The 25,737-nt window shown below is 56.6% G+C and carries 25 protein-coding genes; 7 read left to right on the plus strand and 18 right to left on the minus strand.

Annotated features, from left to right (window positions below):
* Nucleotides 1-64: 64 nt before the first annotated feature.
* Complete coding sequence (locus tag HBJ59_RS07930; protein WP_076017040.1) at nt 65-1,060, plus strand: LacI family DNA-binding transcriptional regulator; 996 nt, start codon at nt 65-67, stop codon at nt 1,058-1,060.
* Here HBJ59_RS07930 and HBJ59_RS07935 read toward each other — a convergent pair.
* Entirely contained in the window at nt 1,054-1,464 is a 411-nt protein-coding gene (locus HBJ59_RS07935; RefSeq protein WP_167663186.1) for a hypothetical protein, read from the minus strand. The two genes, HBJ59_RS07930 and HBJ59_RS07935, sit on opposite strands and share 7 nt — an antisense overlap.
* A gap of 109 nt (nt 1,465-1,573) precedes the next feature.
* On the opposite strand from HBJ59_RS07935, the gene HBJ59_RS07940 reads away from it, so the two are divergent.
* The 5 genes from HBJ59_RS07940 to HBJ59_RS07960 all read left to right on the plus strand — a co-directional run bounded on the left by HBJ59_RS07940 (nt 1,574) and on the right by HBJ59_RS07960 (nt 6,530).
* On the plus strand, nt 1,574-2,425 hold the full coding sequence (locus HBJ59_RS07940) for a helix-turn-helix domain-containing protein (RefSeq protein WP_167663187.1): 852 nt from the start codon (nt 1,574-1,576) through the stop codon (nt 2,423-2,425).
* A 290-nt stretch (nt 2,426-2,715) separates the two neighbouring features.
* On the plus strand, nt 2,716-3,444 hold the full coding sequence (locus HBJ59_RS07945) for a winged helix-turn-helix domain-containing protein (RefSeq protein WP_076017037.1): 729 nt from the start codon (nt 2,716-2,718) through the stop codon (nt 3,442-3,444).
* Nucleotides 3,437-4,192, plus strand: coding sequence for an EAL domain-containing protein (locus HBJ59_RS07950; RefSeq protein ID WP_076017036.1), 756 nt, complete (start codon nt 3,437-3,439; stop codon nt 4,190-4,192). The genes HBJ59_RS07945 and HBJ59_RS07950 overlap by 8 nt, the downstream gene beginning before the upstream one ends.
* 32 nt (nt 4,193-4,224) lie before the next feature.
* Entirely contained in the window at nt 4,225-4,914 is a 690-nt protein-coding gene (locus HBJ59_RS07955) for a winged helix-turn-helix domain-containing protein (protein ID WP_167663188.1), read from the plus strand.
* Nucleotides 4,915-5,135: 221 nt separating this feature from the next.
* Nucleotides 5,136-6,530, plus strand: coding sequence for an undecaprenyl-phosphate glucose phosphotransferase (locus HBJ59_RS07960; protein WP_167663189.1), 1,395 nt, complete (start codon nt 5,136-5,138; stop codon nt 6,528-6,530).
* A 281-nt stretch (nt 6,531-6,811) separates the two neighbouring features.
* On the opposite strand, the gene HBJ59_RS07965 is transcribed toward HBJ59_RS07960, so the two are convergent.
* From HBJ59_RS07965 to HBJ59_RS08045, 17 genes are all read right to left on the minus strand, one after another.
* A complete protein-coding gene (locus tag HBJ59_RS07965; protein ID WP_167663190.1) occupies nt 6,812-8,902 on the minus strand; it encodes a YjbH domain-containing protein in 2,091 nt (696 codons plus the stop codon).
* Nucleotides 8,899-9,666: a capsule biosynthesis GfcC family protein gene (locus HBJ59_RS07970; protein ID WP_167663191.1), complete on the minus strand. Its 768-nt coding sequence runs from the start codon at nt 9,664-9,666 to the stop codon at nt 8,899-8,901. Before HBJ59_RS07970 ends, HBJ59_RS07965 begins: the two co-directional genes overlap by 4 nt.
* Complete coding sequence (locus HBJ59_RS07975; RefSeq protein ID WP_372241450.1) at nt 9,663-10,322, minus strand: YjbF family lipoprotein; 660 nt, start codon at nt 10,320-10,322, stop codon at nt 9,663-9,665. Before HBJ59_RS07975 ends, HBJ59_RS07970 begins: the two co-directional genes overlap by 4 nt.
* 14 nt (nt 10,323-10,336) lie before the next feature.
* Entirely contained in the window at nt 10,337-11,449 is a 1,113-nt protein-coding gene (locus HBJ59_RS07980; RefSeq protein WP_076017031.1) for a polysaccharide biosynthesis/export family protein, read from the minus strand.
* Between the two features lie 86 nt (nt 11,450-11,535).
* Nucleotides 11,536-11,820 carry a hypothetical protein gene (locus tag HBJ59_RS07985; RefSeq protein WP_076017030.1) on the minus strand — a complete coding sequence of 95 codons (285 nt, stop codon included), beginning with the start codon at nt 11,818-11,820 and terminating at the stop codon, nt 11,536-11,538.
* A gap of 180 nt (nt 11,821-12,000) precedes the next feature.
* On the minus strand, nt 12,001-13,344 hold the full coding sequence (locus tag HBJ59_RS07990) for a UDP-glucose/GDP-mannose dehydrogenase family protein (RefSeq protein ID WP_167663192.1): 1,344 nt from the start codon (nt 13,342-13,344) through the stop codon (nt 12,001-12,003).
* 12 nt (nt 13,345-13,356) lie between these two features.
* Nucleotides 13,357-14,784 carry a mannose-1-phosphate guanylyltransferase/mannose-6-phosphate isomerase gene (locus HBJ59_RS07995; protein ID WP_167663193.1) on the minus strand — a complete coding sequence of 476 codons (1,428 nt, stop codon included), beginning with the start codon at nt 14,782-14,784 and terminating at the stop codon, nt 13,357-13,359.
* Between the two features lie 54 nt (nt 14,785-14,838).
* On the minus strand, nt 14,839-15,315 hold the full coding sequence (locus tag HBJ59_RS08000) for a glycosyltransferase (RefSeq protein ID WP_167663194.1): 477 nt from the start codon (nt 15,313-15,315) through the stop codon (nt 14,839-14,841).
* The gene (locus tag HBJ59_RS08005; RefSeq protein ID WP_076017026.1) at nt 15,316-15,714 is read right to left on the minus strand and encodes a polysaccharide biosynthesis protein; all 399 of its coding nucleotides are present in this window, start codon (nt 15,712-15,714) and stop codon (nt 15,316-15,318) included. It lies immediately after the preceding gene.
* Nucleotides 15,715-15,806: 92 nt separating this feature from the next.
* On the minus strand, nt 15,807-16,769 hold the full coding sequence (locus HBJ59_RS08010; RefSeq protein ID WP_167663446.1) for a glycosyltransferase family 4 protein: 963 nt from the start codon (nt 16,767-16,769) through the stop codon (nt 15,807-15,809).
* Nucleotides 16,770-16,820: 51 nt separating this feature from the next.
* Nucleotides 16,821-17,363: an acyltransferase gene (locus tag HBJ59_RS08015; RefSeq protein WP_167663195.1), complete on the minus strand. Its 543-nt coding sequence runs from the start codon at nt 17,361-17,363 to the stop codon at nt 16,821-16,823.
* Nucleotides 17,364-18,239 carry a polysaccharide lyase gene (locus HBJ59_RS08020; protein ID WP_256670791.1) on the minus strand — a complete coding sequence of 292 codons (876 nt, stop codon included), beginning with the start codon at nt 18,237-18,239 and terminating at the stop codon, nt 17,364-17,366. It lies immediately after the preceding gene.
* A complete protein-coding gene (locus tag HBJ59_RS08025) occupies nt 18,229-19,380 on the minus strand; it encodes a polysaccharide pyruvyl transferase family protein (RefSeq protein ID WP_076017023.1) in 1,152 nt (383 codons plus the stop codon). Before HBJ59_RS08025 ends, HBJ59_RS08020 begins: the two co-directional genes overlap by 11 nt.
* The gene (locus HBJ59_RS08030) at nt 19,377-20,837 is read right to left on the minus strand and encodes an oligosaccharide flippase family protein (protein ID WP_167663196.1); all 1,461 of its coding nucleotides are present in this window, start codon (nt 20,835-20,837) and stop codon (nt 19,377-19,379) included. The genes HBJ59_RS08025 and HBJ59_RS08030 overlap by 4 nt, the downstream gene beginning before the upstream one ends.
* Nucleotides 20,834-22,105, minus strand: coding sequence for a DUF6369 family protein (locus tag HBJ59_RS08035; RefSeq protein ID WP_167663197.1), 1,272 nt, complete (start codon nt 22,103-22,105; stop codon nt 20,834-20,836). Before HBJ59_RS08035 ends, HBJ59_RS08030 begins: the two co-directional genes overlap by 4 nt.
* A gap of 105 nt (nt 22,106-22,210) precedes the next feature.
* Nucleotides 22,211-24,439: a polysaccharide biosynthesis tyrosine autokinase gene (locus HBJ59_RS08040; protein WP_167663198.1), complete on the minus strand. Its 2,229-nt coding sequence runs from the start codon at nt 24,437-24,439 to the stop codon at nt 22,211-22,213.
* A 45-nt stretch (nt 24,440-24,484) separates the two neighbouring features.
* Nucleotides 24,485-24,925: a low molecular weight protein-tyrosine-phosphatase gene (locus HBJ59_RS08045; RefSeq protein ID WP_167663199.1), complete on the minus strand. Its 441-nt coding sequence runs from the start codon at nt 24,923-24,925 to the stop codon at nt 24,485-24,487.
* 232 nt (nt 24,926-25,157) lie between these two features.
* Between HBJ59_RS08045 and rfaH the strand changes: the two genes are divergently transcribed.
* Complete coding sequence (gene rfaH / locus HBJ59_RS08050) at nt 25,158-25,667, plus strand: transcription/translation regulatory transformer protein RfaH (RefSeq protein WP_167663200.1); 510 nt, start codon at nt 25,158-25,160, stop codon at nt 25,665-25,667.
* Nucleotides 25,668-25,737 lie beyond the last annotated feature (70 nt).

The following is a 25,737-nucleotide window of genomic DNA, read 5'->3' on the forward strand; positions in this document are numbered from 1 at the left end:
GCTCACGGTGTCAAACCCCGACTGCGGTAAACTTGCCGGCTGCTGCTCTGATAACGAGGTTGTCTTGTCCAATATTCGCGAAGTCGCCCGCCTGGCCGGGGTTTCGGTGGCCACCGTGTCACGGACCCTGGCCAGCCCTGAACGCGTGCTCCCCGAGACCCGGGACAAGGTCAACGCCGCCGTGGAACAGACCGGCTACCGGCCGAACCGCATGGCGGTGCAATTTCGCTCGCGGCGCACCGGCAACCTGGTGATTCTGGTACCGGCGATTGCCAACACGTTTTTCGCCCGGGTGATCAGCGGCGCACAGCAAGCGGCGCAGGCGTCGGGCTATCGGTTGCTGTTGTGCGACACCCGGGGCCAGGCTGAAATCGAAAAGCAGTTCGCCGAACTGGTCCACGCCCATCAGGCCGATGGGGTGATTCAGTTGCGCGCATCCGACCCTTTCAGCGATTGCAGCGAATCACCACCGCTGGTGAACGCCTGCGAAGTGATCCAGAACGGCCGTCATCCCACCATCAGCCTCGACAACCGCGGCGCGGCCATGGCCATGACCCAGCATTTGATCGACCTCGGCCACCGCCGCATCGGCTTGATCAAAGGCCCGAAAAGCAGCCCACTGACCCAAGACCGCGTGGCCGGTTATGAAGACGCCTTGCACGCCGCAGGCATCCCCCGCGACCCGGCACTCATCTGCCACGGCGACTTCACCTTGCACGCCGGTTTCGAGGGTGCCGGCAGCATGCTCGACCTGGCCGAACGCCCCACCGCGCTGTTCTGCGAAAACGACGAAATGGCCATCGGTGCCTTGAAGCGCATCAAGCAACAGGGCCTGCGCGTGCCCCAGGATATTTCCCTGGTGGGCTTTGATGACATCCCCTTCGCCGCCTACTGCGACCCGCCGCTGACCACCATTGCCCAGCCTGCCGAAACCTTTGGGCGCAAGGCGGTCGAGATGCTCATCGCCCTGATCGAGAAAACGCCACTGCCAGAACGCCAGGTGGTATTGCCATTCGAGCTCACCTTGCGTGGCAGCACGGCTGCGCCCAAGACTCAATAGTGCGCCACGTCCGACACCTGGGTATCCAGCACGTCCCGCGCCAGTGCCCAAGCCTGATCCGTGGATTCGACTACCAGTAACGGGTAGCCCCACGCCTTGCCAAACATCACCGCAAACGGCTTGAGCGCCAGGCGCTTGGCCGCGCTGGGCTCCACCTGAATCATGCCTTTGACGAAAGCACGCAGGGCCACCTTGTTCTTCTTCATCCAGATAGAAGCGTGTTTGCGTTCTTCGTGGGAGTGCTCGTGAGTGCTTTCGTCCACGGCCTTTTCATGCAGCAGTACGAAGGGTTCTTCGCGCTGCAACAACGCCTCGAACGCCACAAAGGTGTCTTGCGGTGACGTGTCGCTGGGGGCGTCGAAAACGATTTTCACCACCGGGAATGTAGAACTGTCGAGTTGCATGGGAAGCACCTTTAACGAGAATGTTTCTCATAATAGTCATGCCATCACTGGACGCCATTGCACAGAATGGCCAGAATGTTTCGCATTCCAGCCAAGACCCGTCCCCGCCATGTACAACCATCGCCTCGAAACCCGTGACCCGTTGCGCCCGGCCCTTGCCGACGCAATTCCCCGTGCCGTGGTCGCGGTGAGCGCCTCGAGCACCTCCGCCAGTTGGGAGCACGCGCCGCACCAGCACCGCAAAGGCCAGTTGATGTACACCTTGCGCGGGGTGATTCATTGCGTCATCGAACAAGGTATCTGGATCGTGCCCCCCCAGTGCGCACTATGGATTCCCGGCGGCCTTTCCCATGCCGCACGCGGTTCCGGTGCAGCAGATGTGTACTGCCTGCTGGTCGACCCAGACGCTGCCGGCGCCCTGCCACGGCAATGCTGCACGCTGGCGGTATCGCCGCTGTTACACGAATTGATCAGCAAGGCTGTCAGCTTCCCGCCGCTGTACAACACCGAGGGTGCACAGGGCCGATTGGTGGCCACCCTGCTGGACGAACTGGCGCTGGCGCCGATCGAGGCCCTGCACTTGCCCATGCCACGGGACATTCGGCTGCGGCGCTTGGCCGACAGTTTGCTGGCCAACCCCAGCGACAAAGCCACCCTGGGCGAATGGGCGGTGCGCATCGGCATGAGCGAACGCAGCATGACCCGGCTGTTGCTGGAAGAGATCGGCCTGAGTTTCGGCCGCTGGCGCCGACAGTTGCATGTGATCCTGTCACTGCAGCGCCTGGCGAAAGGCGAAAGTGTGCAGACGGTAGCGCTGGACCTCGGCTATGAAAACGCCAGCGGCTTCATCACCATGTTCCGCAAGGCCATCGGCCAACCTCCGGCGCGCTACCTGGCCGACCGCGCGAGCATCTCCCAGCACTCAACGCCCGCTATTGCCTTGCTGGATTATTATAAATAGTCACGTATAAGCGTTTTAGAGCTTAAGGACTAGAAGGGTTAAATCATTTCAGCCAAAAAATATCAACCCGCCTAAAATACTTATCGCACACTAAAAAATTTGCACTAGCATATGAGTACTCCCGCCCAGAAATCCGCTTTCAACACCCGCCTGAAATCCGCCTTACCCCCTGCAAATAACGTGGCGAATGTTAAAATTTGTCACGTTTTGGCGTATTCAATTCGATTAACATCTAAACGCCTGCAGCGATTGAATTGACGGCCTCGCATGCCGGAAAAGGGAGCAACGTGATGCATTTTTCCAACGTCCTCGCTATTGCACGGACCCCATCGAAATCCGAGGACTTCAGCGAGCTTATAGTTCGTACTGTACCGAAAAATCTAAAAGTCGATACACGCTCCTACGGCCAACTAATTGGTCCCTATGAAAGCCATGGACATTACCGTGCCATCATCATAGAGATCGACACCCCCTCTGCCAGCACCCAAACGCTGGACATCATTAAAAAAACCAGATCCGAAAATCCTGGCAGCACGATTTTCCTGGTTGTCACCTTCGCCACTACATTAAGCAAAACCAAATATTATCTCGCGGGGGCCGATTACTGCATAAAGGTGGTCGAGAGCTCGCCCGAGAAAAAACTCGCCCTGTTTGCCGCGTTTCTCAGCGAGACGTACTGGCTAAGTAATACTGATTTGCTACTGGACCAAGACCGCATGTGCATCTACGGAGGAGGCAAGAAGCTCGAAGTCTCCTTCGTTGAAATGAAAGTGCTTGAAGCGCTGATTCATAACCGGTTGCTCAGCCACGATGAAATTGCCGTGGTGATGGGACTTAACGCGCGTTTTTATGATTCCAGGGCGCTCGAAAAATCAATTAGCCGTTTGCGCGGCAAAATCAAGTCGCACTATGGAAGTAATATTATTCAAAGTATCCGGGGTTACGGCTACAAACTAAGCAGAGGGCTGGCTTCGGTTAATCATATTCAACCCGTCAGGGAGCGGCCGAACCGTGAATAGCGGAACTCAATTGCTTGCAGAGTCAGTCGACTTTACATTTTCACGACAAGCGATACTTGAACGAAGTTGTACGCTATGGGGTAGTGAGATCCGGGTTCATACCGAGCATGCTCTACGCAGCCTGCCCGCTGATTCGTGTCCCTTTTACTCTGAACAACTTAAAGACGCCTACAGTGAAGCACTGCGATACACCCAGCCCAATTCGTTCGTTCAAAAAGGAAAACGTTTGCGTGTGGATAAAGGCCCGGGCCTCCACAAGTTTTTCCGAATAGAGCAGTCATTATTGATGAATGAGGACCTGCTCACCGAAATTATCAGCACGTCAAACGCGCTGGAAAAACACAAACAACAACTCATTGTCAGTGTTGAAAACACACTCGACACTCTGCCAGGCCCGGTGGAGCGCCGGAACATGATCCGCCAGCTCTATAGCCTGAAAGACCGAAGCAGCCTGAAACTTGCCTATAACAATTACACATTAGATACAAAAAACACCGACCTGCTGATCGACTTGAGTCTTTATGACTATATAAAAATGCCCTTTCCAGACTCGGCCCTCAGGCTCAGTCTGAACACGCGTTCGGGCCTGTTCGACCGGCTTTACGACCAGATGCTGGGGGTGATGAGCACCACCCGGGTCTCGTTTATCGCCGACAACGTCGAGCACGCCGACAGCGCACTTCTCGCCAGACGCTTGCCTTTTGACTATTTTCAGGGCCCCTACTTTTCCCCTGCTGATAGTTTATGACCCCCCGTACTTTCCTGGAATCGGTGAATGCCATGAGTTCTCTCAAGAAACACACATTTACATCGACATACCCGTCAATCGCACTGCACGATTTCACGCCGAATGTGGCATTTTTACATTACGACGTCGACAGCGGGCCATTGATCGAAACTGCAGAAAAAACACCGGACACTTCGACCAGCGCCTATGCCGTTAACAGCGAGCAAAATTTCAATCTCTGGCTCAGCAACTATGTGGCCGCCAAAAGACTCTACGAGGCCAATAACCGACTGACCCGAAAACTTTACGACGCCTCGAAAAACCCGAAAATCACCGCACTAAAATCAGATATTCCGTACCCGAACTTTAATAACACCACGGCGGAAACTGGTAATGCAACACCCGCCTTGCGCACCCCCGATGTCTGGCTACTTACCCAGCAAGACCGGGCGCTGGTCAAAGGCGGGCTGCGCATTTCGTTGACCACTATTGAGTCGGCGCTGATTAAAAAGATGCTGCACCATGAGGAGCGTGTGGTGAGCAAGGAAGAACTTATTCGCAACATCGGGCGCGAACCCGACCTGTATCGCGGGCTTGAAATGTGCCTTAGCCGCCTGCAGGACAAGTTCAAACGCGTCAACGATGGCGAGCGCCTGTTCCGGGCGGTGCGCAATCGCGGTTATTGCCTCACACAAAAAATAAAAAGTCCGTTGAGCAATCGCAATAACGTCGTCGAACAATAATTATTTCATAAAAATTACAATTCACCCTGCCTATTAAAAACCTCGTTATATCTGCCATTTTATAACAACAAGACCGCGTTATAAGTCGTCAGCCATTGCTCCCTGCCATTCATTACTATCAATACGCACGCCTACGCGTGCGCCTGCCATTTGATAGTCATTAAAACCACGCCTCGCTTTAACCTGCCAGCACGTGAGTGGATACCACAGGGAGCAGAAGTATGCTTAATAACAGAAGGATGCACCGTAATCTTACACCCAAGGGCCTTACCTTTTGGGGGCAGTGGGCTATTGCCTTGAGTGTGGTCGTTGTACTTTTGTTTTCACTGGCACTGTTCAAGACCGGACAATTGGAATCCCACTACCGGATATTGGCGGCCATTACAATACTGGCATCTATCCCCGCTTACATGTTATGTGACGTCTATAGCAAAAAAGATGATTTTTTTGTTGGGCTGGGACGGTTATTTACCGGCTGGTTATTAACCTTGGGCATATTATCGGCGGTTGGCATTGCCTGTAATGCCAGCTCGCTGTTTCCCTTGGAGATCCTGCTACTCTGGGCAGCTGTCAGCTATCCGATACTAGCACTTTGCTACATTCCGATTCACAGTCTGTCCAGGTACTACCATCGGCAACTTCACGAGCGCCAGAAATCGCTGATTATTGGTACAGGTAAACTAGCAACCGACTTGGCCAACACTCTCGCCAAGCAAAAACGCTCACCCTTAGTCGGCCTCGTCGGTCCCGGCACCGCTTCACCTCAGGACAGCACTCAACCGCAGATTCTCGGCGACTTGCCCGACCTTCCCTCGTTGATCCGAAAGCACGGAATACGCCGCCTGTACATCACTCACTCGCTTCAGGAAGCGACGCACATCGAGGCGCTGTACCTCAACCTGCTGGAGATCAGCGTGGACGTGATTTGGGTGCCCGACCTCAACAACATGCTGCTGCTCAATCACAGCGTGGCCGAGGTGGATGGCTTGCCCGCGATCTTCCTCAATGAGAGCCCGTTGACCAGTCGCCCCACGGCGGCGCTGAGCAAGTCGCTGCTCGACAAAAGCCTGGCGCTGTTGGCGATTGTGGTGCTCAGCCCGTTGTTGTTGCTGTTCGCCCTGCTGATCAAGCTGACCTCCCCCGGCCCGGTGATTTTCAAGCAGGACCGTCACGGTTGGAATGGCGAGGTGATCAAGGTCTGGAAGTTTCGCTCGATGCGCGTGCATGACGATCAGGAAGTGCGCCAGGCCAGCCGCAACGACTCACGCATAACCCCCGTAGGTCGCTTTATCCGCCGTACCTCCATCGACGAATTGCCGCAGCTGTTCAACGTGCTGCAAGGGCACATGGCACTGGTGGGACCACGCCCCCATGCGGTGGCCCACAATGACTATTACTCGGGCAAGATTCGCGCGTACATGGCGCGGCATCGCATCAAGCCCGGCATCACCGGCCTGGCGCAAGTCAACGGCTGCCGGGGCGAAACCGAGACCCTGGAGAAGATGCAGCAACGCGTCGATATCGACCTGCGTTACATCAACAACTGGTCGCTGTGGCTGGACATCAAGATCCTGTTCAAGACGCCGTTTACCCTCCTCTCCAAAGACATCTACTGACCCTCCCTTCCCCGCACCGCCCTACCGGCGGCGCGGGGCACCACACGCCCTTAGGGGCGTTGTCCTCACCGCCCCCTCATCATCCCCGCCCGGCGCAAAGCTAACGCCCACAGCAACGCCTGGGCATCCAGGCCTAAGCCAGTCGTATTGAAATCAGAGAGGAATATCGGGGAAGTGTCGCGCGCCGGCATTGCACCTGGCGCTTTACTGTTGCGGCTTGCTCACCGCCCGGCGCATTGAGCACCGGGCCGTGAGTTACCTTGTCGGCAGACGCCGCTACATCACTCAGTGATCTTCTCGAAGTTGTTGTAGAACAGCTCGCTGTCACGCCCGTCGGTCATGGTCTGCAGTGAGTACCCGCGGTTCAGGCGTGCGCCGCCATCCCGGGTCAGGGGTGCCCATACGACGTTGGCGCGACGCATGGTCGAGGTGCTCATCAGCTCGTCGAACGGGACGGAAATGTAGATGCCCTTGTCGAAGCTGCCCTCGCCGTATTCTTCCTTCGAAGCCGTGGTCAGCGTGACCCAGCCACCAAACTTCACGCCGTTCTTGAACTGCCGGGAGATGTCGACAGTGGTGCCCCAGTCCCGTGCCAGGTAACGCCCCACACTGACGGCGGCCAAGGTGTCATACGGCAGCTGCGTGTAGCTGGTGACATGCCCGGTGATGGTCTGGTAATCCCGCAGGCCGAAGCCCTGATTGAAATCACGCTGGCGCACGAAGTTCAGGTCCGCACCCACCGACCAGTGTTTGCCCGCCGGCCGGAACAGCATCTCGCCGCCCACCCCGGCGTACATCGACTCCAGGTAACCGCCGTAGACCATGCCATACAGGTCGCGATCCAGCCGCGCCGCATGGTTGAACTGGAACGTCGGCATCGTCACATCGGACGTCGTCATGTACTGGCGCAGGTCGGTGCGCACCCGCGGCAATCCGCTTGGCGCGTCGTAGCTGAACTTGTCGTAGTTGTTCAGCAGGTTGGCGCTGAGCAAGCCGCTCCACCAGGTGTTGCGGGTAAAACGGTACTCCGCGTCGGCGTCGGCGGTGAACTGATAGAGCAACCCGTCGGGGCCGCCGATGTTCTGTTTATAACCCAGGCCGAGCCCGTAGCTGAACGGCTGACGTTGACCGGTGTAGAGCGTGGTTTCCCGGTGGGCAATCGCCGGGTTGACCTCGGTGGTACGGTGCAGGTCCTTCAACGGCTGATCGTTGTTGACCACCGCGCGGAACGTGTCGCGAGGCACGCTGGTTTCTTCGATGGGCATGTCATAGCGCTTATTCACCAGGGTGAACCAATCGATATCCTGATTGACGCTGTTGTCGAGAATCCGGCTGGCGCGCCCCACGGCCTTGGCTGAATAGAAGTAGCGTTGTTGCTCGCCATACACCATCAGCTCGGAACCGCGCTGGGCAATACGTTCCACTTTGTAGCCGGCATTCTGCTGTAAACGATCGGATACATTGGCCCAGTTAACCTGGTCAGCCGGGGTCGTCGGCATGCGCGTCGGCAAGGGTTCGGCGGGAGGGTCGTAAGTCTTCACCGGCGCCTTGCGGCTGACAAAGTTGGTGTGCAGGGTGATGCCAAACATCGCGGTATTTCCGCGCTCCCAGGCCGCGCTCAGATCGACGCTGTCGGCCAGCTTGTAGACCACGCCGATATTCACCGGCGAGTCCTGCTTGATCGGGTTGTCCAACGGCTCGTGCTTGTAGTCGTTGCCTTCGTATTCGAGTTTCAGGCTCAGGGGTTCCCAGGGCGTTTGATAGGCAATCCCGCCAAACAACGAAGGACGCCCCCTGAAGTAGGCATTGGAGTTCACATCCCCTGCCCTGGCGACGACCGCAGTGCTCTTTGGCCGGTCGTTGAACTTGCTGCCGAACACCGACAGCGGGTTGCCGAAATCGCCCCGATTACCCAGGTAGCCCCAGGCAATACCAAGGCTGAAATCCAGGTTGCCATAACGCTTGTTGGCGACAAAATATTCGCTGGAAAACAAGCCTGTACCACCAATGTCCCGGGCGCCGAAGGCCAGTTGGGGCGCCCAGCGGCTTTCCTCCCAGAGCCGCGCCTTGAAGTCGATGGCCTTGTCTTTGAAGCTCTGGCTTCCGCTCAACGCCTCGGCGCCGTACTTGCGGTTGCTGATGGCGGTGTAACGAAACGAGCCCTCCAGCCAGTCGAACGGCTGCAAGGAAAAACTGTAGCGCGAGTAGGGATCGGTGCGGTTGGCGTTGGCGCTCAACTCACCCACCGGCGCCATGCGTGCGGTGGGGGTCTGGAGCAGGCCCACGCCGCCAAAATCATTTTGGGTGTAGCGGGGTTCTCCGTGAACCAGTCCGCAGGGCAAAAGCAATACAGCAGCAAAACGCAAATTCAAGGGCTCACCTCAGCCAACGGTTGAGTGGCAAAAAACTCGGCCAGTTGTTGGTTGAGATCAGGGGTCGGCGTCTCAAGGTCATCGCTGCGCACCGGCACCAGGATCCGGCTGCCGGGCGCGGCCACGACGCCCTCCTCCCGATTCCAGGCCGCCACGCCCACCCGTCGCACCTGGCCGTCGGGCTGGATCAGCCACAGGTCATCGCGCTCGGCGTCGCCGAGGACGGTGCAGTCGCGAACATAATCCCGGACCTCCTGCATGGCGCGGTACGGCACCTCACAGGGCTGCGCAACGGCCCCGAGCACCTCCACGGTGGACGGTCTTTCGGGGTAAACAAGTTGGTCACCGTCATCGAGCAACGCGTTGCGCGCGAACCCTGCCTCCACGGCGATCGGGTCCAGCAGCGCCACCTGGCGGCCGGTGACCGGCAACTGCTCGACCTGCTGGTACAGACGCGCACTCAAGTCCGCAAGCGAGCGCCGGTCATCCAGCAAGGCTCCCCGTTGCAGCAGTTTCAAATCGAACAAAACCCCTGCCTTCAAACGCGCCTGCTGATCCATCAACGACTGGTGCAACCACGCGGCGCCCAACCAGTAGCTTTCGGCATTCGGTTGCGCCACGCGAATAACGTCCTGCAAGCGCGCCCCTGGTTTTACGTCGTAGGTGCCGGGGCTGCGTACATCGCCACTGACCGTGACAGCTGCCTGGCCGGCGCCGGGGCCGATCAACAACAGGCCCAGCCATAAAAGATTCAAACGCTTCACCGGGCAACCTCCCGATCGGGACGCAACTGCACGATTTTCAGGGACAACCGGGGCGTCAGATGCTGCTCGCTGCGCAGGATGAAACCATCCTGCGGGTCGACCCAATAATGGTTGGTGGCGTGGAAATTCAAGGTGGGAACATCCACCTGCTCGTCGATGCGCAGCAAGGCATGATCCTTGTCCAGAATGCGGAGGGTCTCGATGTCATGGGTGCTGAAACGGCTGTTGACCGCGACCCCGATTCGGTTGCCGTCGTAGACGTCGATCCAGCGTGTGCTGGTGTAGCCATCGGGCAGGTGCTGGAGGCCGCGCTTGAACGGTGATTCGCCACTGAAGCGAGTGCCGTCCAGGGAAACCCCCAGCCCGACCGTGCGTACCACCAGGCCGTCACGCATCATCACCACTTGCTTGCCGGAAGCGACCCAGAATTCCAGGTCGCCCCGGCGGCGTGCCATGGCCATCACCCCCTCGCTGACGGCAGTGGTGACCAGGATCTGCGGGTACGGCACGGCGTCGACCTGGGCGCGGGTCACGTTGATCGGGGCCGGGCCGCTGATGGAGGATTCGAGGGTGTACCAGGACGCCCTCATCAACGGGTTACACCCGCACAACAAGAGCGCCATCGACAGACAGGCGCAGGTAGGCAAAATTTTCACGACGGGATTGAGCCTTATCTGCTGTTGGCTTCGCTGAGGTCATTAAACGATCGGGCACCGAGCCCGATGGCACTGGCGGTCGGCAGCAACTGGCTGATCAGGCGGTTCCAGCGCGTCACGCCGGCCGGCCCGACGTACACGATGTCTTGGGGCTGCAAGTCGAACCGGGTGGCCAGCACCAACGAGGACGGTGATTGGGCATCGAGCTGGAACACCTTGGCCGGCTCGGCTTCCAGGTTGTCCACGCCGCGAATCACGTAGACCGCATTGCCATTGGAGGTGGTCTGGTTCAAGCCACCCACCGTGCCGAGGGCATCGGTCAGGTTGATCGACTTGCCCTTGAAACTCAGGGCTCGGGGCTGATTGACTTCGCCCATGAGGTAGACCCGTTTTTGGTCGTTATAGGGCAAATACAACCGGTCGCCGCCCTTGAGGTAGATGCCTTGCAGTTGCGAGCCCTGGCGATTCAGGCTGTCCAGGTCCAACGTGTATTCACGGCCGTCGCGGGTGAGTGTCAGGCCCGACAGGTCGGCATTCGTCGGGTCGATACCGGCGGCGCCAATGGCTTCGACGGCACTCAATGGCGTGGTAGTGATCGGCTGTTGGCCGGCTTTGATCACCGCACCGGTCACCACCACGGTCTGGCTGGCAAAACGCAGGACGCTGACGTCGACCTGAGGGCTTTCAATAAACTGCGACAAGCGCCCGGCGATGAACGCACGCAACTCTTCGATGGTTTTACCGGCCACCGGAACGTTGCCGATATACGGATAAAACAGCGTGCCGTCGGGGCGAACCAAGCGACCGTTGGCGTCGATCTGCTGTTGCGGCCCGGACGGTGCCGTCAACTCGGGGTGATCCCAGACCGTGATAAACAACAGGTCGTTGGCGCCTACCCGATAGCCACCCGGAACATACGCCAGCAACTCAGAAGGTACCGATTCACGAACGTGCGTGGCGGCATCCATGGCAATCAACTTGGGCGTGATCGGAATCAACTCCACCCGGGTACTTTCGGGAGAACCTTCACTGGACATTTGACTGGTGTCCATGTGTTGACCAGGCGAAAACATGCAGCCGTGCAAGCTGATACTTGCCAGCAAAAGAACAGGTAACCTAGAAATCATAATGGCACTACGCTAGTCGAGGACGAATCTAAAAAAGATCACCCAGAAAGTTCTGAGTGATCTTGTACAACAGGGTTTACGAGGGATTAGTTGGTACCGGTAGTACCGCCTGTGCCGGTTGTACCGCCGGTGCCGGCAGTACCGCCGTTGGAACTGCCGCCCGAGTTGGAAGCGGCTGCCGCAGCACCGACAACCGCCGTGCCGACCCCAACCCCTTCACCGAGCGTCACGCCGCCCACGAGCGGGGTGCTCAACGACAGGGACTCACCTGCGCCAGCGGCCTCGCTCACAGCAGCGCCGGCGACTTCACCCGCCGCCATTGCCGCAGTACTTGTGAAAGCCAGCAAGCCGGCCAACAGTAATTTCCTCATATCAGACTCCTTCTCGATATTTACCCCTTATCAAGACTTTGCAATAAGGGAGTAGTGATGGAACGGAGATAAACAGGCCATGAAAACTGCACAAAGATCCAGTGGGATCACGCACTTAGCCTCCTCGAAATCATCTCACTTGTGGGTAGCTCAAACCACCCATGTTAATAATCGTCAGGTTTAAACAACTGGCCTTACCGACAAGCCGCGACCAATACCGTAATAGTCGAAACCATTGGCTTTCATACGCTGCGGATCAAATATATTGCGGCCATCAAAGATCACTGGCGTGCTCAGTTTTTCTTTAATCAAGTCCAGGTCCGGGGCTTTGAACTCGCGCCACTCCGTCACAATCACCAACGCATCGGCACCTTGCAGCGCGGCCTCCTTGGTCCCCATGAGCAGCAGGTCTTCGTTCATCCCGTAAATGCGCTGGGTCTCGGCCATTGCTTCCGGGTCGAAGGCTTGAACCCTGGCGCCCACGCTGCGCAATTGTTCGATCAGCACGCGGCTGGAGGCTTCGCGCATGTCGTCGGTATTGGGTTTGAAGGCCAGGCCCCAGATCGCAAAGGTCTTGCCCTCCAGTTGGCCGCCGAAGTGATGGTGGATATGCCCGAACAGGTGCTGCTTCTGGCGCTTGTTGACTTCCTCGACGGCCGACAGAAGCGTTGCCTGATAGCCGATCGACGACGCGGTACGCTCCAGGGCCTGTACGTCTTTCGGGAAGCACGAGCCGCCGTAACCGCAGCCGGGATAGATAAAGTCGTAGCCAATCCGTGGGTCAGAGCCAATACCCTTACGAACGGCTTCAATGTCTGCGCCCAATCGTTCGGCGAAATTGGCCATTTCATTCATGAAGGAAATCTTGGTGGCCAGCAGGCAGTTGGCCGCGTACTTGGTCAGCTCGGCACTGCGGATGTCCATCGTGATGATTTTTTCGTGGTTGCGGTTGAAGGGTTCATACAGTTCCCGCATGCGGTCCACTGCGTAGCTGCTGTCACTGCCGATGATGATTCGGTCGGGGCGAGTACAGTCGGCGACTGCCGAACCTTCCTTCAGGAACTCGGGGTTCGAGATGACGTGAAATTCCACCTCAAGCCCCCGGGACGCCAACGCCTCGGACACCTTCGCCCGGACTTTATCCGCCGTCCCCACCGGTACCGTGGACTTGTTCACGATAATCTTCGGCTCGGTCATGTTGAGCGCGATGGTCGCGGCAACGGAGAGCACGTACTTGATGTCGGCGCTGCCATCGTCATCCGGCGGCGTGCCCACGGCGATGAATTGCACCTCACCGTGACGCACGCCTTGCGCGGCGTCGGTGGTGAAATGCAAGCGGCCGGCATCATGGTTCTTTTGCACCAGGGCACTCAGCCCGGGCTCATAGATCGGAATAATCCCGCTCTTGAGGTTCTCGACTTTGGTGGCGTCAATGTCGACGCAGCAGACTTCATGCCCCGCATCAGCCAGCACCGCCGCTTGCACCAGGCCCACATAGCCGATTCCAAATACAGTTACGTTCATTTCAATATTCCTTTAAACAAGCTCGAGGCGGCCATAGCGGTCTTCAAAGCGGATGATGTCGTCTTCGCCCAGGTAGGAGCCGGACTGGACTTCAATCAGCTCCAGCGGGATGCGTCCCGGGTTTTCCAGGGAGTGCACGACGCCAATGGGGATGTAGGTGGATTGGTTCTCGGTGAGCAGCACCTGCTTGTCGGCGATTTGCACATTCGCCGTGCCGGACACCACGATCCAGTGCTCGGCCCGATGGTGGTGGAGCTGCACCGACAGCTTGTGCCCCGGCTTGACCGTGATCCGCTTCACCTGGTAGCGATAACCCTGGTCCACCGAGTCATATTTGCCCCACGGCCGATAGACTTCGCGGTGACTGGCGCTCTCGATCCGGTGGTTTTTTGTGAGCTGGGTGACGATTTTCTTGACGTCTTGCGCATGGTCCTTGGTGGTTACCAGGATCGCGTCGGCGGTCTCGACCACCACCACATCGTTGATCCCCGCCACGGTGACCAGGCGGTGGCTGGCGTGCACATAACTGTTGGTCACGTCTTGCAGCAGCACATCGCCCTGGGTGCAGTTCTGGTTCTGGTCCTTGAGGCCCGCTTCCCACACGGAATCCCAGGCACCCAGGTCGCTCCATGGAGAGTTGAGGATGACCACCGACGCGATGTCGGTTTTTTCCATCACCGCATAGTCAATCGACACGTTGGGCGCGTTCACGAAATCCACCTGGTTGAGCCGGGTGAAATCCTGGTCGTAGGCCGCATTGGAGAGGGACAGCTCTGCGGCTACCATGATCTCCGGGCTCAAGCGCTCGAGCTCAGCCTTCATCACGGAAGCGCGGAACATGAACATGCCGCTGTTCCAGAAGTAGTTGCCTTGGGCCAGGTAGCTTTGTGCGGTCTCAAGGTCGGGCTTTTCGACAAAGGCCTCGACATGTGCGGCGCCGTCGAGCGCAGCGGTTTGAGTACGGATGTAGCCGTAGCCGGTCTCGGGCTTGGTGGGTACCACTCCGAAGGTGACGATCTTGCCCTTGTTGACCTGCACCGTGGCCAGCGTCAAGGCCGCATTGAAGGCGCTGGTATCGCCGATCACATGGTCTGCCGCCAACACCAGCAGGATCGGGTCATCGCCGTCTTGCAGGGCTGACAGTGTCGCGGCGGCGATCGCCGGGGCGGTATTCCGGGCGGTGGGTTCCAGGAGGATTTTCTGCGGTATCAAGTCCAGCGATCGACTTTGCTCGGCCACGATGAAACGGTGTTCTTCGTTGCACACAATGATCGGAGGGCTGACGTTCTCGCCCTCTATCGACAGGTTCTTAATGCGGTCCAACGTGGCTTGAAACAAACTCAAGTCACCGTGCAGCGCTATAAACTGCTTTGGCTTAAGCGCTCTAGAAAGCGGCCACAGGCGCGTGCCTGAGCCGCCAGACAATATCACTGGGATCATAGCGATTACTCGATGATTAAACGTAATTGGAGCGTGTCGACCAACAGCCGAAACTTAGGACGTGAATGACTTCACATAACTGATCAAGCGGTTTCTTTCGGTAAAGTCCAATGGACTTTCCGAACTGCTGTAGTTAAGTGCCGAATCAATCGCCGAAAAGAAGCCGTCTTTATCGTGGGCAATAAACACCGACGGAAGGTCTGAAAAGTTCTCGGCGGTGTCGAACTGATGATTATTGATATGTTCACCTCGCCGACTGTCGCGCGGGACGATAACGATGGGTTTTCCCAGTTCAAGGGAACGAATGATATTGCCCATGCCCGCATGGGAAACGATCACTTTCGACGCATTGAAGTTCTTGGAAAACAGCGGCTCGGCGATGGTCTTGTACGCCGTGATATGGCCCAGGTCATTTTCGTTATTGCCCACTTGGGCCACAATCGGAACCTGCGGGTTTGCATGACTCCACTCATGCAAGTAGCCGAGCATTCTTTCAAAGGGTGCTTGAGTGCCAACGCTGCAAAATATCATTTATACAATCCTCCCTTTATATTGGGCACGGCTGTTTTGCGAAAGCGAGGGCCACTGGGTCAGCAACTCATCGACAAAATAGACAGCGATGCGGCCGGACAACGAGAGTTTCTTGGGATTGGCGATGCTGTCGATCCACAGGGTCTTTTTCCCCATGAGTTTTCCCGCCACCAATCCCAGCAACCCTGGTGCGGCGCCGGTGGAGATCACGTACTTGGCCTTGCTGCGGTAGACGATCGCAAAGATCTGGCAAAAACCCTTGATGATCTTCATCGGCTCACTGCGATTAAAGTCAGGGACTTGCGCAAAAGCATGGGCTGGATACTGCGAGCCAATGCTGATATCCACGGTGGCGATGGTAACTTTCTGACCGTCGAAGGCCGGCAGCAACTTGCTCATTTGCACCCAGTGCCCACCTCCAGAACAAATCAATAAAACATCACTTGATTGACTCATGACGGTTCCCTTCCTGTCAGGTGTAATAGACATCATTAAATAGTGGCGGCAGTTCTTAACTGTTGTGCCTGGCCTTTCCAGCGGGCTATTCGCTTGGTTTTGAGCAAGGCTGATTTCTCTTTATAGATTTCTTGATTGGCGATGAGCTGCGCTACGCCGGCCTTTATGGACAGCGGGTTCATGGTGTCCACGAACACTGCGGCTTCGGAAAACAGCGAGCGCAGTACCGTGGTATTCGAGAGCGCCATCGGCCTGCCGGCGCTGACCGCTTCGTTGGCCACGCTCAACTGCACGTTGTCGCGGGTGGTCAGGCCGAGCACCACATTCGCGTTGCACAGCAGCTGTTCGAACGTCGCTTTGCTGAGGAAGCCGGTCAGCTTGATGTTCGCGGGAAGTGACGCCACGAGCTCTTCGGACAACTTGCCCTGGTGCTTGCCGGTGATCAGAAAGTCGACATCGGGCATTTCCCGGGCGGCGTTGATCACGATCTCTATCGGCTCATCGATATCAAAGGAGCACGGAAACAGCACATAGGGCGTCTCGCGCTCAGTGGCGGCCGCCGCCGGAAAATCACACGGCAAGTCTTCCAGGATAAAAATATTGGTTTCCTTGACGCCAAGGCTTGCTAACTCTTCTTTGACCTTAAAGTTATGCACGACCACTGCATCGATTCTGTTCAACAGGGAAACGGTGCCCGGAAAGCCTATCCACTGTTTGCGCAACAAGCTGTTGTGGGCATCCGCAATAATCTTCAGGCGCCGGTTAAATATAAATTTGTAGGCCAGTGCTATATGCAATACCGGACTCGGCGGCAACTGCACCCACAGCACTTCCGGCGAACCGGCCAACAGCGTTTTGATGGTTTTAAACGACTTGATCAAGTAGTCCAGTGGCCGTGCCGACTTCTTCTTGAACCGGTTGGGCAGATGCAGAATGTCATACGCCCAATATTGCTTCATGGTATCGGCGCGTCGTTGATAGCCAATCCATGCGATCATTAATGATTTCACGTCAGAGTCCTGCATAAATAGAAGGGGCAAGTGAAGGGCTTACACTGCAAACCAAATCGGGAAGTCGGCGCGGTACAGAATATTTTTATTCCTGAAGCGAAGATGTTTGGCCGGGTTGCCGCCCACAATCGAGTACGCTTCAACGTTGCGCGTGACCACACTGCCTGGATAAACCACGGCGCCTTTTCCGATGGTGACGCCTGGCATCACCATCACATTGGGAAAGATCCATGCGTTATCTTCGATCACTACGGGTTTGCCCACCAGGCAACTCATCGGGTCATCGATATCGTGACCCAAGGTATAAATCCGGGCGTTGTGGGAAATATTGACGTTATCCCCAATCTGGATACCCGCCCTGTTGTCCAGGTAGCAGTCGTAATTGACCGTGCAGTTTTTCCCGATGGAGAAGTTGCCGAAGGTGAAAAAGACCACCTTGCGGTGAACCGTGGTTTTTGCGCCCACCCGGCATCCGGTCAGCCTGAGCAGTGAACGCCTCAGGTTGAAAAACAACGCCAGGCTGAGCAGCGAATTAAACAGCGCAACAGCGGCCTTCTTGATATTCAGTTTCAGGTTTTTCACTTAGTCACCCTGCCCTGATGGATCAGTCACGCGCTGGGAACTCATCACAAAATTCCTGAAGCGGATATTGGTGCTGACCGGCGTGGCGAAAGACGGGTTATTCCCACCAAAGAACGTAGAAAACAGCAGGCCATCAATGGTGATGTCCGGCGTGTCTCTGAACGTCAATCCGGTTTCGGAGTGCACCAGTTTTTTGTCGTACCAGATCGAAATCACGCCGTCGGCCTGCCCTGGCGTATTCAACTTCACCAGTTGCTCCAACCTGTGCCATTGGCCGACGGTAAATATCCAGGAGCCCAGGCCTACTGCCGTGCCCCATGTTTTGCTGGTGGGCAAATAGGCATAGATCGCACCGGTGCCCTTCTCTTTCCAGATGTAGCGCGTGGAAAAGCCATCATGGCCGTTGGGTATTTTCCCGCCGGTATTGCCGGTGCCACCGTAGAGACCCGGGAGCTTTCCGCCTTTTACAAAATTGAAGTTCTCGTCGAACTTCAACTCGTACGTCAGCACCAGGCATTCCCTGCCCGGTTGCGGGAGCGGGGATTTGAATTCGATTCCGCCGTAGGGCAATCCGAGCCGAACCATCGAGCCCGGGTCGTACGAGCCGGCGGGAAAATGCACGGCGATGTCCTTGATTTTCTGGCTGTAGGTTTTGTTGGTTAAATTGGCGCGGCCCTTGATGCTGTTTTGCGCCTGAGCACCGTCGAGCACCTGCGACACATCAGGAAGTGACGGATAGATGTTTTTGATGCGTTGCTCGCAGCGGTCGCTTACCTCTGTTGCGCCGCTCGCGGCCACCTGCACAGAGAACGCCAAAGTGAGTAGCGTCAAGGCTGTCTTTTTCACGTCGGTTGCCCCCTCCACTTTATTTTCCATCGACCCATTTCAAAAAATCGTCGACCGCTTTTTGCGCAATGGAAGATCGCTGGGAAATTTCTTGCTTGAGGTGCTCGGCCATTTGCGCTTTCGATTGGCGGAATTCGCTGATGGTGCTCATGATCACGTCGGGGTCCGGGACGCTGACCAGCTTCGTGCCGTGCGGCAGCATTTCATGGACTTTTTTCAGCTTGTTTTCGATCTCAACGGCGATGGTCGGGAAACCCAGGGAAGCCGGCAGGAGTACGCCGTGGGCCCGCGCACTGATGATCACGTCGGACTCAACGATCAGTTTCGCCATGAAGGTTTCAGGCGTATCGCCGGCGGCGTCCCAGCACAACCACTCGAAGGTGTCGTACTTGTCGATCAGGTGCTGGTCACGCTCTTTGTAGAGCGAGACCAGGCGCACCTGCTCGCCACGTTTGGCCAACTCATCAGCGGCCTTGACCATCGCCTTGATGAACTGTTGCCCGTTCGCGTCGTGGGGCCAGTCGCGCAGGATAAAGGACAGGTATTTGCCCTTCTTGAGGCTGCCGATTTCCAGGTCTTTGCTGGAGATCCACAGATCGGAAAGCAGGCTGGGGTCGGTGTACACCTCCACGTCTTTCTTTCCAAAGGTATTGCAATGCTGCTGGCTGGTACCGTCCCGCACGGAAATGTAGTCACAGCGATTGATCACGCTGACGGCACGGGTCAACAGCTTGCCGCCGCCATCAAACGGGCCCAGGCCGATACAGAACGCCGCCAGACGCTGATGGAAATAGATTCTGTCGACGCCGCCCCGCAGCCCGACATACAGGCGTAACAGCGTGGACTTCAGGTCGGTTTGAGCCTTGATGCTCTTATAGGCCTTCGCCAGTCGACCGGTGGTGGCGGTGACTTCTTTGGCCGGCGGGATGAACGAGAAGAACTGGCCGCCGCCGCCCAACACCACGAGGTCAGCCTTGACCGGTTCCTTGATATGCAGCCACTTGATGCGCGGGTTGAAGTTCCTGGCGATCTCCGGATGGTCAACGCCCACCGCAATATCCGACTCTTTAAAGCGCTTTTTCAGAATATTGATCACGCATAGCATTAATACGTCATCACCCAAGTTACCCGGACCGTATGCACCCCGGATATAAACTTTACTGACATTCATGCTGGGCTTCCATTTTCCACGGGGTCATTAAACACGGTATTCAAGGCAAACGTCGTTGCAAGAATGTAGATAAATATCGTCGCCATAATCATCAATCGATACAGCACACTTTCAACGTAGGCGCTGGCTATGAAACTGATAAAAGGCAATGTCCACAGGATCAGGATCCTGGGAGAAATAAGCAGTTCCAAAGGCAGTATTTTCTTATAAACAAAATAAGGCAGGCCCAGCAGGAAGTGGATGAACTGCGAACCGATGAATGCCTTGGCAATCCCGATTGCGCCCTGCTCCCTGAGCCATAACGCGCCGGCGATAAACAGCAGGCCCCATAGAATGTTACTCATGACGCTGAACCAAGCCAGGTTCATCACGATCATCTTTCTTGATATGCCCGACTTGAATGCACTGAGCAAAGATCCGAGGATTACCAGCACCAACGTGACTTCAAAATCCCGCCCGAGGAAACTGCTCCCGTAGAGTTTGGCCAGCAACTCGGGAAACATGATCACCGGCTGTATGATCACCAGCACCACTAACCAGCCTGACAGAAAGTTCAAGGCGTCCAGCTTGCGGTTTTTACCGCCCAGCGCTGCAGCCAGCATCGGAACCAGTACGGAGCCTAATACTACAGAGACATGTGAAAAGATCGCGTTCCATTGCATGGCGGCGGCGTACATGCCCAACGCCGCAAGGCCGTTAGTTGTTTCTGCCAACAACTTGTTGGCGAACCAGTTCATTGGGGCGACCATCAAGCCCGTCAGCAATACCGGCAGGCCCACCGACAGCACGGCATGCTTTTCAGTCATCGCACCTGTGAAGCTCAGCGTGGTGTTCCGGGCCTTGAGTATTTTCCAGCAGGCCAGTGCGCTGAAGAACACGATCAGCAATTGGGAACCGGCCAACCCCAGCAGCGCGCCGTTGAGTCTGAACTTGACCGTGAGGAAGTACGTCGCCGGGATCGCGACAATCGCGATGATTCCATTGATCGTCGCAATCAAGCGGTATTGCCCCCAACCGGTCAGGCAGCCTTGGGTCCACCCCGACAGAATAATGAACGTGATGGTGCTCAATACAATCAGCGACGCCGCGCTCAGGCTGTCTGCGCCCAAAATAACGCTGGAGAAGAAGTGCGGGAAAAACAGCGCTGTCCCGATGATCATCGCGCTGAAAAACACCGAAAATATCAGCGTCAGGGCGATACCCCGGCCGGTTTTCTCGGGGCTGCTTTCTTTGAACTGCCCGATATGCTTGGCCGTTGCCGTGGTGGTTGCTTGGGCGGCAACGTTGGCCAGCATCACAATCGCACTTTGGATCAGGCCGTATTCACCAAAGGATTGGGCGCCCAGTACCCGGGCCACCAATATGCCGGTAATGACCACCGACACCTTGGTAGCGACGGCGGATATAAAGCTCCAGGCCGTACTGGAGACGAATTTTTTCAATACGGTGCTGTTCATCCGGCATTCACCTGTAAGGGCGTGGTTATCCGCGGCAGGCTTGGCTTGAGCAGCTTTTTGCGTTGCCTGGCCGTGTGTTCCGCACAGACGCGCAGGACGATGGCGCCATAAGCGATCCCGATGGCGTAAGGCTGATAAGGCGTGGCCGACACAACGAACATCACGCCCAAAAACACAGCGATCGAGACCGCCACCCGGCTGTTCATGTGCTGGGTAATCGAGGTAATGAACACGTACAACAAGTACAAGCCGATCAGCCCGTACTTCACGAAGTACGTTAAGTAGGCACTGTCGATATTCGAGTTCTTGTCATCGAGGCCACGGTATTCAAACCAGGGAATTTCGAACGGCGTTCCCGCGCCCAATCCGACAAAGTAATGCAGCGGGTTCATGCCCCGGATCAGCTCCAGCGCGGGGCTGAAGCGAGTGGCCAGTTGAGCGGCCATGCCCTGAGACGACAAACCGTCATTGATTCGATCAGCACCGATCATATTGCTGACGCCAATAAACGCCATCAATACAACCGCCCCCGCCAGGGCGACCCCGATCATGCGGGCCGGCTTGGTATATTGGTGAATGATGATCGCCGCAAACACCGACACAAAGATGAACCGCGAGTTGGCGATAAACAGACAGATGAAAGAGGTCGCCAGACAAATTCTTGCGAGCTTTTTTCTCTGTTCAAACAGCCGCGGGTCTATGAAGTAATAAATCAGGTAAGCCACGGCGGCGTACGTACCGCCATCGAGGTACCGGTAGGCGTTCTCTTCATAGTAGACGTCTTGAAACTTGTACAAGCCCAACCGTAACCAAGCGATATCCAGCACGTTGAATGCAGTCATCGCAATCAATAGCAAAAGCACGGTTTGCAGCTTCAGGGTTTTCGCGGCAAGGGTCGCGATGTTTGAGAGCACGATAAACGACAGAATCATTATAAAAGGTCGAACATCCTTCAACAGGTACTTGTTCGAAGACTCCAGCAAGCCGCACGCCAGTAACACCACATAGAGTCCACAGCCAAACAGCAGGCCGCCTGGAACTGTCAGTTGTTTCTTCTGCGAAACCACCTGCCTGACCAGCAGTGCACCCAGCCCACCGACGATGTAAAAGTCAAAGAAGTAGATGCCTTTGAGCGAGATTATTTCGCTGTAGGAGTTACCCGTGGGAATAACAGCCAGCATTATCCCAAACACCACAATTGAGTATTTTGGATTTTTCGCCGCGAGCAAACCCGCTGACAGCGCGATAAGGGATAACAGGTAAAACATGGCTGGGTATTCTTTATGCTGATTTGAATTTGGCACGCTACCGCCCCAGGATTTTTCGTTCATTTCCTGAGAACGTGACCTCTATCCTGCAATGACAGTGGTGAATCAGCTCCGATCAGCCTGGTACTCGTACTGGTAATACCCGTAGTTGCCGTAGCCATATTTGGCCGAGGCCTTCTTTTCAACGCCGTTGAAGATCGCGCCCCTGAGCACGATGCCGTTCTGGGCAAACCGGCGAATGGTGTGCTCGATTTCTTTTGCCGGGTTCAAGCCATAACGCGTAACGATCAGGTTGGTCCCCGACTGCCGTCCCACAATCGCCGCGTCGGTCACGGCCAATAGCGGTGGCGTATCCAGAATCACCAGGTCATAACGTTCGCTGACTTGCGACAACAGTTCGGTCAGGTTGCGATGCATCAGCAACTCCGAAGGATTGGGCGGTATCTGCCCGCGGCTGATGATGTCGAGGTTTTCAATGCCGGTTTTGTGGATCGCGGTTTCAAGGGTGCATTGGTTGGAGAGGATGTCGGAAAGCCCATCCTTGGCCGGCACACCCAGCACTTTGTGCAGGTAGCCACGGCGCATATCCACATCAATCAACAAGACGCGCTGCCCGGTTTGCGCGATGACCGCCGCCAGGTTGACCGAGACGAAGGTCTTGCCCACCTCGGGGCTGGGGCCGGAGATCATGATGCGGTTATTGGGTGCCTCGAGCATCGCGAAGTGCAGGCTGGTGCGCAAACTGCGCAAGGCCTCCACCGCCAGGTCCGTAGGGTGACTGATGGCCAGCAATGACGACTTGGCATCGGTACGTCCACGGCCGCGGGTGATTTTGTCTTCTTCACCTTTTTGCAACGGGCTGTACGGAATCGACGCATACACCGGCAACCCGAGTTGTTCGATAGCCTCCGGGCTTTCCAGGCCACGATTCAGCGCCTTGCGCAGCAGCACCAGCGTCACCGCCAGGAAGCCGCCGAGCAGGGTAGCGATCAGTACGATCAGGATCTTTTTCGGCTTGATCGGCTTGAGGTAATTGACGTCTGCGGTGTCTATCAGGCGCACGTTGCCCACGGTCCCCGCGCGCATCACATCCAGTTCCTGGGACTTGTTAAGCAGTTGGGTATAGATGGCCGTGCCGACCTCAACATCCCGGGTCAGGCTCAACAGCTCCTGCTGGGTCGAGGGCAGGCTTTCTACCCGGCTCGCCAGGCTTTGCTGCTTGCTGGTCAACTCGCCGATCTGGGTCAGCAACGCGCGATACGCGGGGTGCTGCCGGGTGAACTTGCGGTCCATCTCGGCCTGCTGCAACTTCAGCTCGGAGATGCTGGTGTCGAGCCCCACGATCTGGTCGAGAATTGCCTTGGTTTCAAGGGTGATGTCCACCGACTTGCTGCGGGTCTGGTATTCATTCAAGGCCTTGCCGGCTTTTTCCAGGTCCTTCTTGACTTCCGGCAGTTGCTGCTTGAGAAACGCCAGGCTTTGCGCCGCCTCAGCCGAGGTGCGCTCGACGTTTTGCCGCACGTAAATGGCCGCGATCTGATTGAGGATCTTGATCGCCTGGTCCGGGTCGGTGCTTTCCAGCGCCAGGCCGATCATGCCCGACTCTTTCCCCCGCTCGACCACGTCCAGGTTCTCCTGGTAGTCGAGGATGCTGGTCAGGCGTGCATTGCGGATCACCCGGAAACGCGTGCCGGGTTTGGCGCGCAGTTCTTCAATCTGGAACGCGACGCCATTTTGCTCGATCAGTTGCCCTGCCTCGCCGGCCGCCAGCACTTGGTCATCTTCATCCACCAGGGTGAAATGATCATTTTCACCCACGGTCAGGGTCAGCTTCTTGCCCAGTTGCCCGTCGGGCAGGTCCAGCTTGAAAATCTTCAGCGACTCGCCGCCCCAGGCGAAACTGTCCAGGCCCAGCAAGGGCTCGGCGATTGCACCGGGGTTAGTCTTCTGGAAGCGGCGCGCGAGGAACTCGCCGACCATCGGGAAGTACATCGGCTGTACGACGATATCGAGTTTCAGGTTGTCGACGGTTTTGCCAATTACATACCGCGACTGGATCAACTCGATCTCGGTGGCCGAAGGCGACTCCTTGCCGAGCATGCCGCCGATGTCCGAGAAGCCCAGCAAGTCGTTCTTTTTCGCTTCGACCTGCAACAGGGCACTCGCCTGATAGACCGGGGTAGCCAACACCGCATACGCGGCGCCCGTAAGCATAAAGGCGCCGGTAACTGCGGCGATCAACCATTTGTGGTCGATCAGTGTTCCAAACAGACCGAGGAGATCAATCTCCTCGTTATCGTCTTCCCGTACGGTGACTGCTGGCGCTTGCTGCATAAGTCGGATTCTTAGCCTTTATTTCGATTCAAAAAGTCATGGCGATCAGCGTGCGAGACGCTGCGCCCATGCGTTTACGGCTTCTTCGATCAACGCATAAGCGTGCACAAAAGCAGCTTTCCCTTGCCGGTAGGGGTCGCTGATCTCTCGCTCGTTTTGCCATTTCCCCAGCAGCAAGACCTTGCCTCGTGCCTCGGGCGCCATGCTGAGTACGGCGCTGATGTGCTGTCGCTCCATCACCAGGATCAGGTCGGCTTCACTGATCGCCTGTGGCTCCAGCTGGACGGCCTGGTGCTCAATAGCTGGATGACCATGGGCCTCGAGTACCGCACGCGCGGTGGTTTCAATCGGCTTGCCGACCAACGCGGCGATGCCCGCCGAGCTGACCTTGATATCGCAGCGACTCAGTGCGCCACGCAACAGGCTTTCCGCGGTGGGACTGCGGCAAATATTGCCGATACAGACAATCAACACTCTTTTAAACAAGACACTATTCCCCGGGCCATCCATTACCCCACGAAGCCATAACATCAACTTCGCAACTTCGCGGCAGTATTTATTACCATGGAACCCCCACTTCACCCAAAACTATCTCCGGACGAAAAATAACAACACCCCCACCAACCCGACGATTTATAACATTCATGACTTTGCAGTACGCACCGGCTTTAAATTACATGACCGCTGAGTATCGTTTTATATAAACAGAGGAAGTTCCATGAGCGCAAACGCCAACAAAGCCTGGTACCTGGTCCAGTGCAAATCCCGGCAGGACGAGCGCGCCGAGGAGCATCTTCAGCGTCAGGGCTACACCTGTTTTCGATCTACCTATAAACGCGAACGGCTGTTGAAGGGCCAGCGCAGGACCACTCGCGAATCGGTGTTTCCCGGTTATCTGTTTATTCAAATGAGCCTGCAGGACAGCTGGAGCTCCCTGCGCTCGACCCGCGGGGTATCGCGGGTCGTGGCATTCGGCGCACATCCGCTGCCTATCAGCGACGCACTGGTGGGCGAGCTGCAGGAGCGAGACCATCAGGGCGTTGTGGCAACCCTGTTGCAGCCAGGCGAAAGCGTGCGCATCAACGAAGGGCCGTTTGCCGAACTTGAGGCCGTCTTCCTGGCCATGGATGGAGAAGAACGCGTGGTATTGCTGATGAACTTCCTGCAACGGGAACAGCGAATCAACTTGCCTTTAGCGGAAATCAGCCGAGTCCAGATGACTTGCTGACAACCTACTTAGTCAGACGAAAAATAACATCCAGCTTATTAGCAGACTAAAAATAACATCCCCTTACTTT

The organism is Pseudomonas sp. AN3A02 (genome assembly GCF_011765255.1).
Lineage (GTDB): Bacteria > Pseudomonadota > Gammaproteobacteria > Pseudomonadales > Pseudomonadaceae > Aquipseudomonas.